Here is a 15,177-nt window from a genome sequence, read left to right on the forward strand (position 1 = left end):
ATGTGCGGAATTGTCGGATACATCGGTTATCGGAATGCTGCACCGATTCTGATTGAGGGTCTTAAGCGCTTGGAGTATCGAGGCTATGACTCTGCAGGTATTGCACTGCTCAATGGTAAGCTGGAAATTCACAAGCGCAAAGGAAAGGTGGCTGAGCTGGAAGCGTCCTTGCCCAGTTCGCTGCTTCAAGCGACAATGGGCATCGGGCACACGCGCTGGGCAACACACGGCATTCCAAACGACATCAACGCACACCCACACACCAGTGGCGATGGCACAATTGCCATCATTCATAACGGCATCATTGAAAACTATGCCGCCATTCGTGCTGAGCTACTGAGAAAAGGTCATCAATTCAAGGGTGAAACAGACACTGAAGTGCTGGCACACCTTATTGAGGAAGTGCAGCGTGAAGTAGACTGCGATTTAGAGACTGCTGTGCGCTTAGCGCTCCGTGAAGTGGTCGGCACATATGGATTATGCATCATCTCCACACGCGAGCCTGACAAGCTCATTGTTGCTCGCAACGGCAGCCCACTGCTGATTGGCATTGGTGAAGGAGAGCACTTTGTCGGCTCAGATGCTTCACCCGTGGTTGGCTACACCCGCAAAGTTATCTATCTCTCCGATGGAGAAATTGCAACGCTCACGCGTAACAGCTGCAGCGTCAAGACTATAGAAAACATTGAGCTACCTAAGCCAATCGAAGAACTTACCATTAGCATCTCTGAAATTGAGAAAGGGGGCTACGAGCACTTTATGCTCAAAGAAATTTACGAGCAGCCTGATTCAATTTTGAATTGTATGCGTGGGCGCGTGCTTAGTGAAGAAAATGCCATTCGCTTAGGCGGCTTGCGAGAGCATCTCGATAAGCTGCGTGCTGCGCCTCGCATCATCATTTGTGCTTGTGGCACCAGTTGGCACGCTGGCTTAGTAGGCGAGCGATTGATTGAAGACCTTGCACGCATTCCCGTTGAGGTCGAGTATGCTTCCGAGTTTCGCTATCGTAATCCTATCATCAGAGAAGGCGATGTAGTGATTGTCATCTCGCAGTCAGGCGAAACTGCAGATACGCTGGCTGCACTGCGCGAAGCTAAAGCGCGGGGCGCGCTGGTTGTTGGCGTTTGCAATGTCGTCGGTTCTACGATTGCGCGCGAGACGCATTGCGGCGTCTATACGCACGCAGGGCCTGAAATTGGCGTCGCTTCCACCAAAGCCTTCACGGCACAAGTCACCGTGCTGGCACTGATAGCGCTCTCTTTAGGCCATCGCCGCACCCTCTCTGACGCAGAAGTGAAAACTTTCATTACGGAACTTTTGCAACTGCCGCAAAAGGTTCAGCAGATTCTTTCGCAAAATGAGCTGATTGTCAAAATTGCGGACACCTTCAAAGATGCCCGCAACTTCCTCTACTTGGGGCGCGGTTACAATTTCCCTGTGGCACTTGAAGGCGCTCTGAAGCTCAAGGAAATTTCCTATATCCATGCCGAAGGCTACCCTGCGGCTGAAATGAAGCACGGTCCAATTGCCCTCATTGACGAGAATATGCCTGTCGTGTTTATCGCTACCAAAGACGCAATCTACCATAAGGTGATCAGCAACATTGAGGAAGTGCGCAGCCGCAAAGGACGCGTGATTGCAATTGCAACAGAGGGCGATGATGCCATCAATCATCTAGCGGAATTTGTTATTCGCGTGCCCGAAACACTTGATGCTCTGCTTCCTATCCTCACTGTAATTCCGCTTCAGCTCTTAGCATATCACATTGCGGTCATGCGCGGGTGCAATGTCGATCAGCCACGCAATTTGGCAAAGTCTGTAACCGTGGAGTAAAGCGCATGCAAGCTGCATTACCCAAGTGGGTAGAGTGGTCTAAACCGCTCTTAGCGATTTTCGCTGCATTTGGGCTTAGCGCTGTCTTGATTGCGCTTATCGGGCAAGACCCCATTGAGATTTATGAAAAGCTCTTTTCACGCACACTAGGCACAGGATATGGCATCGGTCAAGTGCTCTACAAGGCGACACCTCTTGTGCTGACAGGCTTAGCTGTTGCAATTCCCTACAAAGCAGGACTGTTTAACATCGGTGGCGAAGGACAAGCAATGATGGGCGCATTTTTCTGTGCATTAGTGGGTGCATCGCTTTCTCCCTCACTGCCTGCTTGGCTTGCTGTATCAATCTGTTTGGGTGTGTCGGCCCTTATCGGCAGCCTCTGGGCTGCAATAGCAGGATTCTTGCGTGCTCGCTTTGGCATCAGCGAAGTCATTGCAACGATTATGCTTAACTTTGTCGCACAAGCCATCGTGAGCTACTGGCTTAGTCAAGTTGCACTGCCCGGCACCACACGCACTGCGGATATTCCTGACGCTGCTTGGCTACCTCGTCTTTCTTTTCTTGTGGCTACGGCACGCTCACCTCTAAACGCCGCCATTTTTCTCTCCGTGCTACTGGCATTGCTGGTGCATTGGCTGCTGGCACGCACCCGACTTGGTTATGAACTGCGTGCTGTTGGCTTGAATGCCGAAGCTGCACAGTATGCGGGTATCAATGCACCGTTTCACATTATGTTTTCAATGAGTGCTGCAGGGGCGCTGGCAGGACTGGTTGCCGCAAATTATGTTTTGGGGTACCGCCACTACTATGAACTTGGCAGCACCGCCGGCATCGGGTTTCTCGGTATCGCAGTCGCAATGCTCGCCAACACTAATCCGCTTGGCATTCTGCTCTCCGCCCTGCTCTTCGGGCTATTGGACTACGGCGGGCTGACTATCAATGCAGACGTGCCCAAAGAGATTTTCCTCATTGTCCAAGCCCTCGTGATTCTTTTCGTGATTGCTTCACAGCGACTTTCTGATGCGTCGCTGCGCTAAGTCTCCCGTGATATTCCACTCTTTTTGCAGTAAGATACAGTGGCTCTCTTAGGTGTCTTTTTTGATTTTGATAATCAGCTCGCTGAGCAGTGCCACCTGCGCCTCCAGTTTCAAAATTTCCTTCCGAAGCTCCTCGTTTTCCTTGCGTAGCGCATCAACTTCCTTGCGCAGCGCTGCTTCATCGGACACTCCCTGCACTGCTCTTTGCGGTCCAACGGTGTGATTTGAGTCAAACATAGTTCCCCTTCCTGTCAAGAGCCAGTCTGTATCGATATTAAATTTTCGCTTTAGAGAATGAAGCAATTGAACTCCAGGTAACTTCTTGCCGCTTTCTACTTCACTAACAAAGCCTGTGGAGGTGTGCAGATATGAGGCAAAAGACTGCTGATTAAGATTGAAAAAGAGCCGCACCTCTCTCAGCCGAGCTCCAATACCCTCTGCTACCTTGCGTTTTTCCTCATCCGTGTCATTTATCTCTACCATATTACAAATTTTCTTTTTAGAGAAAAAAAATTTGATTTTTCTCTAAAGAGATGTAGCTTTTGTGCGTAAATTTTCCCTAATCGTTTCAGTCCTGAAAAAACTATCGTTGCCTTATGCTGCTCTTGCTGGAAGATGACCACGTTCTACGAGAAACCCTGACTGACTTTCTTTCGGAGCAATACAAGGTGGTTGCTGCCCCGAATGGCGCAGTCGGTGTGATGCTTCTTGAGCGTTTTGGTAACGCTATCTGCGGTATCCTCACGGATTATGAGATGCCAATGATGAATGGTATAGAGTTTTTGCGATTTGCACGCAGCAAAGGCTTCATGATGCCTGCCCTTGTGATGACAGGCAAAGATTTGAGCCAAGACGAGATGAATGAGGTATTGCTGCTAACTGGCTGCCAGCCGCTGCTCAAGCCTATTGACTTTGACACCATCTTAGCAGAAGTGCAGCAGAGGCTTTCTTTGCCTTCCTCTGGCTACAGTGAAGGGTCATCTCCCGCTCTTTGATGTTGGGCGACTTCTCGGTCGTATTCCAGCATTTTCTCTACGGCGTTATACTCCACCACCAGCGAAATCACCGTAGCGCGAACCGTCTCTAAGCTTGGCTCTGTTTCTTTGAAGTTTTTGCAAGTAAAGTGTTGATGCTCGCAAAAGGCTTCAAGAAAATAGCCAATGTATGTCTCTTCGCTCTCATCTTCCCGGATGCGCACAGCCTCTCGCATCTCGAGTCCGTAACTGAGCAGATATCGGTTTTGCTTGTCAAATATCGCAAACGCATAAAGCACAGGCGGTTCGCTAAGATACTTCTCTCGCAAGACTTCGGTGTCAAGTGGGCAGACATAGACATCTATGAAATACTGGTCGGTCTCAATTTCTTCGACCTTCTCAAGGCGTGCCCAGCGCGGACTAAGTTGCGTCTTTGACATAAATGTTTGCTTTCAGATAAACCGTGCAGTTGATTTCAGTAAGCTGGACTTGCTTCTGCACCTACTAGGTGTTGTTTGAAAGTGATTTTTTGCACTGTTTCGTTCAGTATTAGCTGCAATCTTACTTTTGCCGCAATGCGCTGATTTGCCAAAGAGTGGAGAAGTGCTGCGCTCAAAGCTCACCTGTTGCAGACACATTTTTGCTGTCAAGGCTACACAAGCGCCCTTTGTGGCTTGAACAGAAGCATAGCACAATAGAGCGCGCTTAGAGAGGCTCACTTCATTTCCAGCACGATGAGCCTACATCGTGTCCCTTCGGAGCGAAGTCGTGGCGCTGCTTTGCTTTCTGAGCCCACACCTTAGGAGCGCCAGAGATGCAAGAAGCAGATTTGGAGAGAAGTAGATTTCATCCATTCTCCCTGATGCCCGGTGCTGCTGCAACCTAAAACAATGTGTAGATGAAGGGTGCGATTGCAGTGCCGCCGCCCAGAACAATCAACACGCCAAGAAACAGCAGCACCACGATAATAGGCGCTAACCACCACTTTTTGCGCTCTGCTAAAAACTGAAATAAATCTTTGAAGATGTCCATTGCTTTGCCGTTCAATTATAGATGTAAGTCCTCTGCGCCGTCATAGAGTGCACGCGGTCGAATCAAGCGGTTGTCGCTGTGCTGCTCAGTGATGTGGGCTACCAGCCCTGCAATGCGTGAGCAGAAGAAAATTGGCGTATAAAGCTCAATTGGAATACCCAAAAGGTAGAACATTAAGCCAATTGGATAGTCGGCATTTGGATAGATGCCTTTCTCGCGCGCCATGACTTTTTCAATCGTTTGATGAATTTTGTAGAGTTCTTCACCATCTTTGTGTCGATGAATGAGCTTTGGCAAGTAGTCTTTCAGCAGCCATGCACGTGGGTCATACTTTTTCATATAGACACGATGCCCAAAGCCCATAATTTTGTCTTTTCGTGCGAGCTTTTCCATAATGATTTCTTCGGCTTTCGCAGCGCCGCCTTTTTGCAGCACATCAAGCAACATATACACGCAAGCTTCATTTGCCCCGCCGTGCAGTGGGCCCTTAAGTGACGCCACTGCACCCACGATTGCGCCGTAGATGTCAGCAAGCGTTGATGCAATCACACGCGCCGTGAAAGTGGAATTTGGCAGTTCGTGGTCAATGTAGTTGGTTAAAATCAGGTCGAACATCTTAGCGGTTTCCTCATCAGGTCTTTCGCCTTGAATCATATAGAGGAAGTTTTCAGAGAACGAAAGCGAGGGGTTTGGCTTGATGAATGGCAAGTTGCGATTGGCACGATAAGCATTGACCATAATGGTCGGAGCCTTGGCTAAAATTTTTACGCCCTTTTCAATATCTGCTGCTTTGGAATTGTCATTCAGCAACTTGTGGTCTTCGTAGCCTGAGAGAATAGACAGTCCTGTGCGGAGCAAGTCCATCGTGTCCATTCCTTTTGGTAGCAACTCAAAAATGCGATACATCTCGTCAGGTATGAACATCTCTTGCTTGATGTGCTCGGCAAAGGCCTTTGCTTCGTCAGGGGTAGGTAATTTTTCATAAATCAACAAGTGCGCCACGTCAAGGTATGGGACGCGCTGCGCCAGCTCTATCAGGTCATAGCCGCGAATGATGATTTTTTCCTTCACTACATCAAGGGCGGACACTTTGGTTTTAACCGCAAGGATGTTTTCCAATCCGGGGACAAACTGCTCACTCATAGAGGTTTAGGGTTTTGTGTTTTGTTGATAGAAGTTACCAAGTTTCAAAGTTCCGCTGGTCGCTGCCCAGCGTCCAGAAGTGAATGCCGTCAGGCGATAGCCTTACCACTTTCCCCAAGCGCTGCCTTAGCTGACGGAACTGCTTGTGTCTTAGAAAACGGCGAATGTAGGTTGCTTCCTCAGATTGCGCCACATCCAAATACACAAGGCAGTAGCGCTGATGCCGCAATTCCGCTTTGTAAAAGTCTCTATCTGCTGTAAAGAACGTGATATTTCCGCGTTGATGTAGAAGCGGTATGATTTTCTGTAAATCATCATCTCCAAGCACTGCAATATCTTTTCCAATTTGGCGAATGCGAATCTTAAAGCGTCGCAGCTTTTGAGCCTCTGGCTCGGGTATGTTTTCGTCCAGAAGGTTCATAAATTTTTTCCAGAGCCTTTGCCGCAAGCATCACTGCTTCGGCTACCGCTTCTTTGGAGATGCGGTGATGAAAAGCTGCTGCCGCTGCTTCAAGCGAATATCCTTCGGCAATCAGCTCTAATACTCGAGATACAGGAATACGCGTGCCTTTAAAGCGCAGTTCGCCTTCGCCTACTTTTGGGTCGCTAAAAATGTATTTGCCAATTTCTCGCCGCATTGCTCTCTGAGCTATGGATTACACAACTCACCCTCGGGTTTTGCCTTAGTTAGAATTTTCGCTCCAGTGCAAAGGTTTTGTCCACTGATTCATAGTCGTGATAGCGAATCAGCTCGTATAGCTCTTTGCGCGTCTGCATACGCTCAAGCCACTTTTCTTGGGTGCCGCTTTCCAAAAGTTCCTTGAAGACACCTTCTACGGCTTTCATCGCTACTCGAAGCGAGGTTACGGGGTAAATTACGACCTTGTATCCCCAGTCTTCGAACTGCTGTGCTGAGATGTAGGGCGTTTTGCCAAACTCTGTCATATTCGCCAGCAGCGGTGCTTGGATTTCCTTTGCTGCCAATTTGAACTCTTCCTCGCTTTGCAGGGCTTCGGGGAAAATCAGGTCCGCACCTGCTTCAGCATACAGGTTTGCCCGGCGAATGGTCTCGCCAATGCCAGCAATCGCCTTGGCGTCAGTGCGTGCCACAATCAGCATTTCCTTGCGCACGGATTTTGCCGCACGAATTTTCTCAATCATCTCTTCAGCTGTGATAATTTCCTTTCCGTCCAAATGACCGCACTTTTTTGGCATCACTTGGTCTTCAATCTGCACTGCGGCAGCGCCTGCTTCCTCGAGTTCTTTCACGGTGCGCATCACATTAAGCGTCTCGCCAAAGCCTGTGTCCACATCCACGATGAGCGGCAAATCACTGGCGCGCACAATCGCACGCACTGCATCGGCTAATTCGGAGAGCGTAAAAAGCCCCAAGTCTGGCATGCCCATTGAGGCAGAAAAAGCAGCACCCGAAAAGTAAGCTGTGTCGAAGCCTACTTGTTTGGCGCAGAGCGCCACCAGCGCATTGAACACGCCAGGCGCTTTGATAATTGCGGGCTGCAAGAGTCGCGTCTTTAAGCGCGCTCCTGCCGACACTTGTGAGCGATGTTGCACCAGCCAAGTCATATTGCAAAAAGTTGTCAGGTAGTTAAATGCGAATAGCTTCTACGACTTCAGCGACGGTATGCTTTTCGTAGTTGAAGACCATTTCTACGACACGGTCGCGCTGTGCATCGGTCCAGCAGTGTTCTGTATTCGCAGCGAGCTTTTCGACTACTTCGCTATCGCTCATTGGATTTTGCGCATGCCCTCTCGGGAACGAGACCTCAAGCGAGTGGGTCTGACCATCATCTGTTGTAACCGTGATGCGGTTGGGAATACCAAATGGATAACCTTCTGTCAGTTTCGGGTCTTCCGCAACGGTTACACTGTTCTTCAGAATTGCACGTGTCGTTGGGTCGAAGATGCGCGCATGCGAGAATGATTCTTTGGTGATTTTACCATCCATCAGCGCTACCAGCGTGATGTATTGAATAGAATGGTCTGCTGTTTCACGCGTTTTTGGCTCCCACTTCTCAGGGTCTTTGGCAATAATCTCATACGATGCCTTGAAGGTGTCAATATGCAGCGATTTGATTTTGGCACCGTTCATTTTTTTGTGAAGCTGCAGCGCTGCATCGACGGCACTTTGCGCATGATACTCGACGGGCCAGAATTTGATGTAGGTATCCAGAATGCGGCGTGGCGGTTCTTTTTTCTCTAATCTCTCGAGCACCCTATCATCAAACTTTTCGCCGTTTAGCAATTGGCGGAAGAAGCCCATTTCACCTTCAAAAGGCTGATAGGGTCCAGTCACACCTTTTGCCGCCAGCAAAGCGCCAAAGACACCGTTGCGGGCGGAGTTTGCTGCAGCGGCGCCTTTCCACATTGAAAGTTCGCCTGCTCGCGTCTGCCGCATTGAAGCGTGCGGCACGATGGCAATTGAAATTGCATGCTCAATTTGCTCTCCTTTTAGCCCTAAGAGCTTTGCTGCTCCGCACGCTGTGCCAATGCCAATGTAATTCACATGGTCCCAACGATTTTTACGCAGACTTGCCGCATCGCAAAGGTTAATTGGAATTTCGTAAGCGATTGCCAGCGCAGTGATAAGCTCTTCGGTCGAATTGCCATTCCACTCAGCGAGTGCCATCAGTGCACCAATCATATCTGACGGATGAAGCGGTTCTTTGGAAAGGTAAGTGTCATTGAAGTCGAGGTAGCGCACTGCCACGCCATTGACAAAGCCCGCAATTTCAGGTGGTGTTTTTGTTGCCGTGCCCCAGAGTGTGCTGCCACGCTGTCCAGGCGCAAGTGCAAAGTCGTAAGCGTAGTTGCGCACGGCTTTTGGTGTATCTTCGCCGATTGCACTCATAGCCGTGCCAAAACTATCCAGAATGCGGCGCTTGACCTCATGGATGGTCTCCTTTGGCAATTGTGAATATGTGATGGCTTCAGTATAGGAGGCAAAGAGCTTACTGTAACGATCCGACATTGTTTGACTTCGTTGAAAGGTTGTTTGGAAGCAATAGTGGGCGAAGATAAAAAACTTACGTGGAAATTCGCTTGGCAAGCTTGCTCATTCTGTCAAGTTGACGGTTCTCTGCAAATAAAAGAGGGCGGGTTACAGCCGCCCTGCACACCAGATTGCCCTTTTGCGCACTCCCTTAGTTCACTGACGCGGTTATCGGCGCATCTTGCGAGACACTCTTTGTATGGCTGCTACCCAGCGTGGGTGCGAAGCTATCGAGCGATTCACCATGCTGGCTAATGTCAAGACCGATTTCTTCTTGCTCTTCGCGTACTCGCAGGGGAATAATCATATCAGTTACCTTGTAGAGTATGTACGACCCGCCAAAGGTGTAGACGGAAACAATCAGCAAAGCCAAGAGATGATAAAGGAAGGTCTCTGTTTTCCCGAAGGCTAAGCCAACGCCCTGCGCAAAAATTCCTGTCGCAATCATTCCCACGATGCCACCAACGCCGTGACAAGGGAACACATCCAGCGTATCGTCCAGCGTAGATTGATTTTTCCAGTGCACGGCAAGGTTGCTCACTATGCTTGCAATCGTGCCAATGAAAAGACTTGCTCCAACACTCACATATCCAGCTGCAGGCGTAATTGCCACAAGTCCGACCACCGCACCCACACAGGCGCCCAAGGCAGATGGCTTTCTGCCACGCAGACCGTCGAAGAAAATCCATGAGAGCATGGCTGCGGCTGATGCAGTGTTGGTGGCTAAGAAGGCCGATGTGGCGGTCTCATTCGCCGCCAAGGCTGAGCCCGCATTGAACCCAAACCAGCCAAACCAGAGCATTCCCGTTCCCAAAATCACAAATGGGATATTGGCTGGAGTGTGTGCCTCGCCTGAATGGTGCGACTTACGCCGCCCTAAAAAGAGTGCGCCTGCTAAGGCAGCAAACCCAGCTGACATATGCACCACCGTGCCCCCTGCAAAATCCAGCACGCCCCAGTTGCGCAGAAAACCATTCGGATGCCATGTCCAGTGTGCCAGAGGCGCATAGATAAAGAGGCTAAACAAGCAGATGAACAGTAGGTAACTTGAAAAGCGCACGCGCTCCGCAAAAGAGCCCGTAATTAACGCAGGGGTGATAATTGCAAACTTTAGCTGAAAGAGTGAAAAGAGCACCAGTGGAATGGTCGGTGCCAGCGCTTCGTCTGTCGAGACACTCACACCTTGAAACATAAAGAAAGTCAGCGGATTGCCGATGAGCCCAAACTTTTCTCCCCCGAGGCTTTCGCCAAAGGCCAGGCTGAAGCCACACACAATCCAGAGAATGGAAATGACGCCCATAGCAATAAAACTTTGCAGCATGGTCGAAATGACATTGCGTCGTCCCACCATTCCGCCGTAGAAAAACGAGAGTCCGGGCGTCATGAGCAACACTAAGCCTGTTGCAGTCAGCATCCAAGCTACGTCGGCTGCAACGATTGGCTTTGCGTTTGGATTTATTGGCGCAACGGGCACAAACAGCCCTACTATACTGGCTAGGACAAGTAACGCAAACGGCACTATCCACTTTTTCTCCATTGCTTCCTCCATTTAATAGGTTAAGCGATACAGCGCTAAAGTAAAAAATTTTTAAGTTTTTCCAAATCAAACCTAATCTTTTTAGAAATAGCACCGCTAAAACTTTATATTTGAAAGCAATTCCTCAGCTCAACCAGCTTCTTCCTCATTAATTCTGTGCGCTGGGTTTGGCATTGCCTTACAAAGGTTTTATTTTCTTTTGCTTTAAGCATTATGGTCAAGCGTAAGAAAGCCGTTGTAACCTACGAGGTTGCAATTATTCCCAGTGATGGCTCGGCGGCACGTACATACAGCGGATTGACTAAAGGCAAGGTTATTTCCGCTCTGGTTGCACTCTGCGCTGGTGTAGCGCTTATCTCGACGCTGCTGATTGCACTCACGCCTATTCGCACTTTGCTTCCGGGCTATGGCGATGCAGACCGCTACCAGAAACTCTTGCTTGAGAATCAAATGCGCCTTGATAGCTTGAGCAGTCGCTTGATGTTGTTTGATGCATACAGCCGAAAGTTGCGCACGGTGCTTGGCGCGCTTAGCGACACGAATGCGAAAGGCACCCCTTCTATGCCTAGTCGCACACGAGCAGGTGTTGCGGTCTCACTCCCAAGTGATGCCTATGCGTCTCTTTCTCGCAAAGCGCCTGAGACATTTTTAGGGTTTCTGGTGCAAGGCACACCATCGCAGCCCTTTCGCCGTGAGCGCAGCCACTACGGCCTTGACATTGCGACCGCCTTAAACGAACCCATCGGAGCTATTGCAGATGGCACCGTCATCTTTGCAGATTGGACTGACGACTATGGCTACACGCTGATTCTCTGGCACGGTTCATACCTTAGCTTCTACAAGCACTGCAACGCAGTGCTGGTGCGAGACGGCGAACCTGTGCTCAAAGGTCAGATTGTTGCGCTGACGGGCAACACAGGGCGAGAGAGTTCTGCACCGCACTTGCATCTTGAAATTTGGAAAGACGGTATTCCACAAGATCCTGAGCTTTATCTTTCTAAATAACTGACGCAGCACATGTTTGGGAAAAAGGACAATCGTCAGACGGCTTTTGCCACTTCTCTGCCAAGCAATGGAAGTGAAAACAAGCTCAGCATCGTTGCAGAAGGCACAACAGTGCGCGGCGATTTTGAAACTGCTGGCAATTTGCGTATTGACGGCAAAGTGCTTGGTAACATTATCTCATCAGCAAATGTTGCCATCGGTCAAGGTGGTTCTGTAGAGGGCAATATCACAGCTGCAATGGTTAAAATTTCTGGTCGCGTGCATGGTAACTTGGAAGTACATGGTCGATTAATTTTAGACGCCACTGCGGTACTTATCGGTGAAGTGAAAACCAAGCTGCTCTCGGTAGAAGAAGGGGCTACCTTCAATGGCAAGGTTACAATGGAAAGTGGGCTTGGCACAGAAACCGTTACCTCTGTTAGCAAGGAGTATGCACAATGAGCCTGCTGGGCGATCTGCGCAAATCCGTGCGTGAAGCGGGCGAGGCACAGCGTAAGTCGGCTGCATATTTGAGCGTTGGGATTCAGATAGCTGTTGCGTTTGCACTGTTCGTGTTTGGTGGCTACAAGCTCGACGAGGCACTGGGCACAAAGCCTATCTTTCTACTTCTTGGCATGCTGTGTGCCTTGATTGCCCTTTTTACGATTCTCCTTCGCCTTGCAGGATGGAGCTCAGGATCTTCTCGCACCCTTTCAGATTCTACATCTCCGAAGTCTAATTCAAGCACTAATCCACAATGAAATTAATATCCGCTAAACCGCTCTTGGATTTTCTTGCCTTGATGGCTATCTTTACTTTTCTTCTGTGGATACTGATTGCGCTGGCTGGAATTGGGTCGCACTCGGTTTTCTATGCGTGGGCGATTGTCGCCACAAATGCAGTGCTGGGCTATGTCCTCTTTGAGTACGGCTACGCGATAAAATCGCCCCATTTCTTCCGCACCGTGTTGCTTGGGCAAGCGATGCGTCTTTTTTTTGTCGCAGCCGCTATTGTGGCACTCACGCTTCTCCGAGTGGTGGAATTAGCACCTTTTGCTTGGTCAGTGATAGGCTTTTACGCAGTTTATCTACCTATTGAGGTGTTGGCATGCCTTGGTAGGATGAAAATGGAAAAAAGATTGGAGAAGTTAAGACAACTTTTTTAACTGTCTGTGGCTTATATGCTTGGCTTGAAGGCATCTTTTCTTGCGCTTAGCCTTGCGGCAATCGTGAGCTTGCCTGCTTTGGCTTCCGACTCCAAGCACGATGAAGGCGATAGCCAGAAATTAGACGTAATGCATCACATTTTAGATGCTCGCACCTTAGATTTTGAGCCTTTCGGGGAGATACATTTGCCGCAGTTTCCACCCATTCAGATTGGCAGTTTTACGATTGATATTTCACCTACTCGCCATGTGGTGATGATGTGGATTGCCTCGGCGTTGCTCTTAGCGCTGATGATTCGCGTCGGCAATCGCTACAAAGCGATGACTTCACCAGCGGCGCCAAGCGGGCTAGCGAATGTGGTGGAAGCGGTCGTGCAGTTTATCCGTGACGACATTGCGCGCCCGAATATTGGTGAGCACTATCAGCGCTTTCTGCCTTATCTTTTGACGGTCTTTTTCTTCATTCTTTTCTGCAATTTGCTTGGTCTGGTACCTTTTGCTGCAACTGCTACGGGCAACATTGCCGTAACGATGACGCTTGCTACGTTCACATTTGTTCTCACGCAGTATGCAGGTATTCGGGAAAACGGCATTCGTGGGTGGCTTGCGCATCTGACAGGCGGCGCACCGCCTGTGCTCTGGATTATTATGATTCCTGTGGAAATTGTCAGTCTCTTTGTCAAGCCCTTTGCACTCACGATGCGTCTTTTTGCCAATATGACCGCTGGGCACACGGTTATTATCGTGCTCATCAGCTTAATTTTTATCTTTAAGAGTTTTCTAGTCGCACCTGTTTCAATTGCACTCACGCTGGCTATCTACGGCTTGGAGCTGTTTGTTGCCTTTATGCAGGCTTACATTTTCACGATGCTCTCGAGCGTTTTTATTGGCTTAGCGATGGCGCATGGGCACGAAGAGGGTGCGCACTGAATAGTGCGTTTTTTCTTTTAACCATCTCCTGGAGGAAAACATCAAACATGGGTAACGAAGCACTTGCATTTCTGGGCGCAGGCATCGGCGCTGGTATTGCCGCTGTCGGTGCGGGCATTGGTATTGGCAATGCAGTAGGCTCTGCTGCCGAAGCAATTGCCCGTCAACCTCAAGCCTCGGGCGACATTCGCGGTCTGACTCTCATTGCTGCGGGTCTGGTTGAAGGTGCAGCGATTATTGCGCTGGTCGTGTGCTTGCTCCTTGCCATAAAGTAACCTATCGGGCGTAAGGCATTGCCTTGCGCCCATTTTCTTAAATTTGCGTTGAACCGATACCGTTTATGGCGCTACTTAGTCTCATTTTGCTGGAGGGCAGTCTGCTGAGTCCCAACCCTGGACTGATTTTCTGGACTGCGGTTACTTTTCTCATTTTGCTGTTCGTCTTGCGTGCTACAGCTTGGACGCCGATTGTCAATGCCTTAGACGAGCGTGAACGCAGCATTCAATCGGCAATTGCACGCGCAGAACAAGCTCGCACCGAAGCTGAAAAACTCTTAGCTGAGCACAAAGCGATGCTGGCTAAGGCTCAGTTAGAAGCTGACCGCATTATTCAGGAAAGCCGAGTGGCGGCAGAAAAGATTCGCAGCGAGATTTTGGAGAAGGCAAATGCCGAAGCACGCAAAATGATTGAAGAAGCCAAGCTCACAATTGCCACAGAAAGACAGCGTGCCTTAGCGGCTCTGCGCGATGAGGTCGCTGAACTTGCTATTAAGAGCGCTGAGCTGATTATTCGCCACAATCTTGATGCAGAGCGACACAAGGAGCTTATTGCCGCTGCCCTAAATGAGATGCCCGCTCAGGTTACAGAATTTGCTGGCAAGTAATTCAAAAACGTTTGCGCCAAATGAAATCACGTGTTGGTTTGCGCTACGCCACAGCTATCCTTCAAGGTGCGGGTGAAGATCTCCCGACTGTTGCCCAAGACCTTGAGCTGGTTAAGCAAATCCTTGCTGAATCCAAAGAACTCAGCAATGTGCTCAAAAGTCCCATTGTAAAAGACGATGACAAAATTGCCATCTTAAAGCAGGTCTTCATCGGTAGAATTTCCATCAAAACGCTGGAGGCACTTGAGCTACTTGTGCGCAAAGGTCGCAGTGCCTTTATTGCAGATACGATTGCTGAATTTCAAGCTTTGCTTGATGCCCAAAACGGAGTGCTCAATGCCGAAGTTTGCAGCGCTGTGGAGTTAGATGATACACAGAAGAACCTGATTTCAGCACAGTTGGAGCGCCTTATGCACAAAAAGGTTCGTCTCTCCACTAAAGTAATGCCAGCTCTCATCGGTGGTCTGACCATCCGTATTGGTGATACCGTCATTGATAGTAGCGTCAAACACCAGCTTGAACGATTGCGCGGAAAGTTTAAGCAAGCTGTGCTGAATTAACTGCTCTCTCTGCTCCTTATGTTTGTCTTTTCCTCAGCCGCATCATCGGTCAGAGTTGCTACGCTCCTACAGCTATCGCACGCAATTGG

Annotated in this window: 20 protein-coding genes; 11 read left to right on the forward strand and 9 right to left on the reverse strand. The window is 49.4% G+C overall.

Annotated elements, in window-relative coordinates:
- Positions 1-1,833, forward strand: coding sequence for a glutamine--fructose-6-phosphate transaminase (isomerizing) (gene glmS / locus NZM05_06810; protein MCS7013326.1), 1,833 nt, complete (start codon positions 1-3; stop codon positions 1,831-1,833).
- Between the two features lie 5 nt (positions 1,834-1,838).
- Complete coding sequence (locus NZM05_06815; protein ID MCS7013327.1) at positions 1,839-2,870, forward strand: ABC transporter permease; 1,032 nt, start codon at positions 1,839-1,841, stop codon at positions 2,868-2,870.
- 48 nt (positions 2,871-2,918) lie between these two features.
- On the opposite strand, the gene NZM05_06820 is transcribed toward NZM05_06815, so the two are convergent.
- Complete coding sequence (locus NZM05_06820) at positions 2,919-3,107, reverse strand: hypothetical protein (GenBank protein MCS7013328.1); 189 nt, start codon at positions 3,105-3,107, stop codon at positions 2,919-2,921.
- 359 nt (positions 3,108-3,466) lie between these two features.
- Between NZM05_06820 and NZM05_06825 the strand changes: the two genes are divergently transcribed.
- The gene (locus NZM05_06825; protein MCS7013329.1) at positions 3,467-3,865 is read left to right on the forward strand and encodes a response regulator; all 399 of its coding nucleotides are present in this window, start codon (positions 3,467-3,469) and stop codon (positions 3,863-3,865) included.
- Here the strand turns inward: NZM05_06825 and NZM05_06830 are convergent.
- The 8 genes from NZM05_06830 to NZM05_06865 form a co-directional block, all read right to left on the reverse strand.
- The gene (locus tag NZM05_06830; GenBank protein ID MCS7013330.1) at positions 3,835-4,284 is read right to left on the reverse strand and encodes a hypothetical protein; all 450 of its coding nucleotides are present in this window, start codon (positions 4,282-4,284) and stop codon (positions 3,835-3,837) included. The genes NZM05_06825 and NZM05_06830 overlap by 31 nt on opposite strands.
- Before the next feature lie 442 nt (positions 4,285-4,726).
- Positions 4,727-4,876, reverse strand: coding sequence for a DUF5989 family protein (locus tag NZM05_06835; protein ID MCS7013331.1), 150 nt, complete (start codon positions 4,874-4,876; stop codon positions 4,727-4,729).
- Between the two features lie 15 nt (positions 4,877-4,891).
- Positions 4,892-6,019: a hypothetical protein gene (locus tag NZM05_06840; GenBank protein MCS7013332.1), complete on the reverse strand. Its 1,128-nt coding sequence runs from the start codon at positions 6,017-6,019 to the stop codon at positions 4,892-4,894.
- A gap of 34 nt (positions 6,020-6,053) precedes the next feature.
- On the reverse strand, positions 6,054-6,440 hold the full coding sequence (locus NZM05_06845; GenBank protein MCS7013333.1) for a hypothetical protein: 387 nt from the start codon (positions 6,438-6,440) through the stop codon (positions 6,054-6,056).
- On the reverse strand, positions 6,382-6,657 hold the full coding sequence (locus tag NZM05_06850) for a DUF433 domain-containing protein (GenBank protein ID MCS7013334.1): 276 nt from the start codon (positions 6,655-6,657) through the stop codon (positions 6,382-6,384). The genes NZM05_06845 and NZM05_06850 overlap by 59 nt, the downstream gene beginning before the upstream one ends.
- Before the next feature lie 49 nt (positions 6,658-6,706).
- A complete protein-coding gene (prpB, locus tag NZM05_06855) occupies positions 6,707-7,603 on the reverse strand; it encodes a methylisocitrate lyase (protein ID MCS7013335.1) in 897 nt (298 codons plus the stop codon).
- Between the two features lie 22 nt (positions 7,604-7,625).
- Positions 7,626-9,008, reverse strand: coding sequence for an MmgE/PrpD family protein (locus NZM05_06860; protein MCS7013336.1), 1,383 nt, complete (start codon positions 9,006-9,008; stop codon positions 7,626-7,628).
- A gap of 172 nt (positions 9,009-9,180) precedes the next feature.
- On the reverse strand, positions 9,181-10,566 hold the full coding sequence (locus NZM05_06865) for an ammonium transporter (GenBank protein ID MCS7013337.1): 1,386 nt from the start codon (positions 10,564-10,566) through the stop codon (positions 9,181-9,183).
- A gap of 213 nt (positions 10,567-10,779) precedes the next feature.
- On the opposite strand from NZM05_06865, the gene NZM05_06870 reads away from it, so the two are divergent.
- From NZM05_06870 to atpH, 8 genes are all read left to right on the forward strand, one after another.
- A complete protein-coding gene (locus NZM05_06870; GenBank protein ID MCS7013338.1) occupies positions 10,780-11,571 on the forward strand; it encodes a M23 family metallopeptidase in 792 nt (263 codons plus the stop codon).
- A 12-nt stretch (positions 11,572-11,583) separates the two neighbouring features.
- Positions 11,584-12,012: a polymer-forming cytoskeletal protein gene (locus NZM05_06875; protein MCS7013339.1), complete on the forward strand. Its 429-nt coding sequence runs from the start codon at positions 11,584-11,586 to the stop codon at positions 12,010-12,012.
- Complete coding sequence (locus NZM05_06880; protein ID MCS7013340.1) at positions 12,009-12,311, forward strand: AtpZ/AtpI family protein; 303 nt, start codon at positions 12,009-12,011, stop codon at positions 12,309-12,311. Before NZM05_06875 ends, NZM05_06880 begins: the two co-directional genes overlap by 4 nt.
- A complete protein-coding gene (locus NZM05_06885) occupies positions 12,308-12,715 on the forward strand; it encodes a hypothetical protein (GenBank protein ID MCS7013341.1) in 408 nt (135 codons plus the stop codon). Before NZM05_06880 ends, NZM05_06885 begins: the two co-directional genes overlap by 4 nt.
- 15 nt (positions 12,716-12,730) lie before the next feature.
- Positions 12,731-13,645 carry a F0F1 ATP synthase subunit A gene (gene atpB / locus NZM05_06890; GenBank protein ID MCS7013342.1) on the forward strand — a complete coding sequence of 305 codons (915 nt, stop codon included), beginning with the start codon at positions 12,731-12,733 and terminating at the stop codon, positions 13,643-13,645.
- A gap of 47 nt (positions 13,646-13,692) precedes the next feature.
- Complete coding sequence (gene atpE / locus NZM05_06895; protein MCS7013343.1) at positions 13,693-13,920, forward strand: ATP synthase F0 subunit C; 228 nt, start codon at positions 13,693-13,695, stop codon at positions 13,918-13,920.
- A gap of 65 nt (positions 13,921-13,985) precedes the next feature.
- Complete coding sequence (locus NZM05_06900; GenBank protein ID MCS7013344.1) at positions 13,986-14,528, forward strand: F0F1 ATP synthase subunit B; 543 nt, start codon at positions 13,986-13,988, stop codon at positions 14,526-14,528.
- A gap of 20 nt (positions 14,529-14,548) precedes the next feature.
- Entirely contained in the window at positions 14,549-15,088 is a 540-nt protein-coding gene (gene atpH, locus NZM05_06905) for an ATP synthase F1 subunit delta (protein MCS7013345.1), read from the forward strand.
- The last annotated feature ends 89 nt before the right edge of the window (positions 15,089-15,177 follow it).

It is taken from the genome of Chloroherpetonaceae bacterium (genome assembly GCA_025056565.1).
GTDB lineage: Bacteria > Bacteroidota > Chlorobiia > Chlorobiales > Thermochlorobacteraceae > Thermochlorobacter.

Bases quoted from the DNA above. Each gene is read 5' to 3' on its own strand.
- atpE (MCS7013343.1), top strand. From the start codon at position 13,693: ATGGGTAACGAAGCACTTGCATTTCTGGGCGCAGGCATCGGCGCTGGT.
- prpB (MCS7013335.1), bottom strand. From the start codon at position 7,603: ATGACTTGGCTGGTGCAACATCGCTCACAAGTGTCGGCAGGAGCGCGC.
- NZM05_06880 (MCS7013340.1), top strand. From the start codon at position 12,009: ATGAGCCTGCTGGGCGATCTGCGCAAATCCGTGCGTGAAGCGGGCGAG.
- NZM05_06815 (MCS7013327.1), top strand. From the start codon at position 1,839: ATGCAAGCTGCATTACCCAAGTGGGTAGAGTGGTCTAAACCGCTCTTA.
- NZM05_06825 (MCS7013329.1), top strand. From the start codon at position 3,467: ATGCTGCTCTTGCTGGAAGATGACCACGTTCTACGAGAAACCCTGACT.
- NZM05_06840 (MCS7013332.1), bottom strand. From the start codon at position 6,019: ATGAGTGAGCAGTTTGTCCCCGGATTGGAAAACATCCTTGCGGTTAAA.
- NZM05_06885 (MCS7013341.1), top strand. From the start codon at position 12,308: ATGAAATTAATATCCGCTAAACCGCTCTTGGATTTTCTTGCCTTGATG.
- NZM05_06875 (MCS7013339.1), top strand. From the start codon at position 11,584: ATGTTTGGGAAAAAGGACAATCGTCAGACGGCTTTTGCCACTTCTCTG.
- NZM05_06865 (MCS7013337.1), bottom strand. From the start codon at position 10,566: ATGGAGAAAAAGTGGATAGTGCCGTTTGCGTTACTTGTCCTAGCCAGT.
- atpH (MCS7013345.1), top strand. From the start codon at position 14,549: ATGAAATCACGTGTTGGTTTGCGCTACGCCACAGCTATCCTTCAAGGT.
- glmS (MCS7013326.1), top strand. From the start codon at position 1: ATGTGCGGAATTGTCGGATACATCGGTTATCGGAATGCTGCACCGATT.
- NZM05_06820 (MCS7013328.1), bottom strand. From the start codon at position 3,107: ATGTTTGACTCAAATCACACCGTTGGACCGCAAAGAGCAGTGCAGGGA.
- NZM05_06830 (MCS7013330.1), bottom strand. From the start codon at position 4,284: ATGTCAAAGACGCAACTTAGTCCGCGCTGGGCACGCCTTGAGAAGGTC.
- NZM05_06870 (MCS7013338.1), top strand. From the start codon at position 10,780: ATGGTCAAGCGTAAGAAAGCCGTTGTAACCTACGAGGTTGCAATTATT.
- atpB (MCS7013342.1), top strand. From the start codon at position 12,731: ATGCTTGGCTTGAAGGCATCTTTTCTTGCGCTTAGCCTTGCGGCAATC.
- NZM05_06860 (MCS7013336.1), bottom strand. From the start codon at position 9,008: ATGTCGGATCGTTACAGTAAGCTCTTTGCCTCCTATACTGAAGCCATC.
- NZM05_06850 (MCS7013334.1), bottom strand. From the start codon at position 6,657: ATGCGGCGAGAAATTGGCAAATACATTTTTAGCGACCCAAAAGTAGGC.
- NZM05_06835 (MCS7013331.1), bottom strand. From the start codon at position 4,876: ATGGACATCTTCAAAGATTTATTTCAGTTTTTAGCAGAGCGCAAAAAG.
- NZM05_06900 (MCS7013344.1), top strand. From the start codon at position 13,986: ATGGCGCTACTTAGTCTCATTTTGCTGGAGGGCAGTCTGCTGAGTCCC.
- NZM05_06845 (MCS7013333.1), bottom strand. From the start codon at position 6,440: ATGAACCTTCTGGACGAAAACATACCCGAGCCAGAGGCTCAAAAGCTG.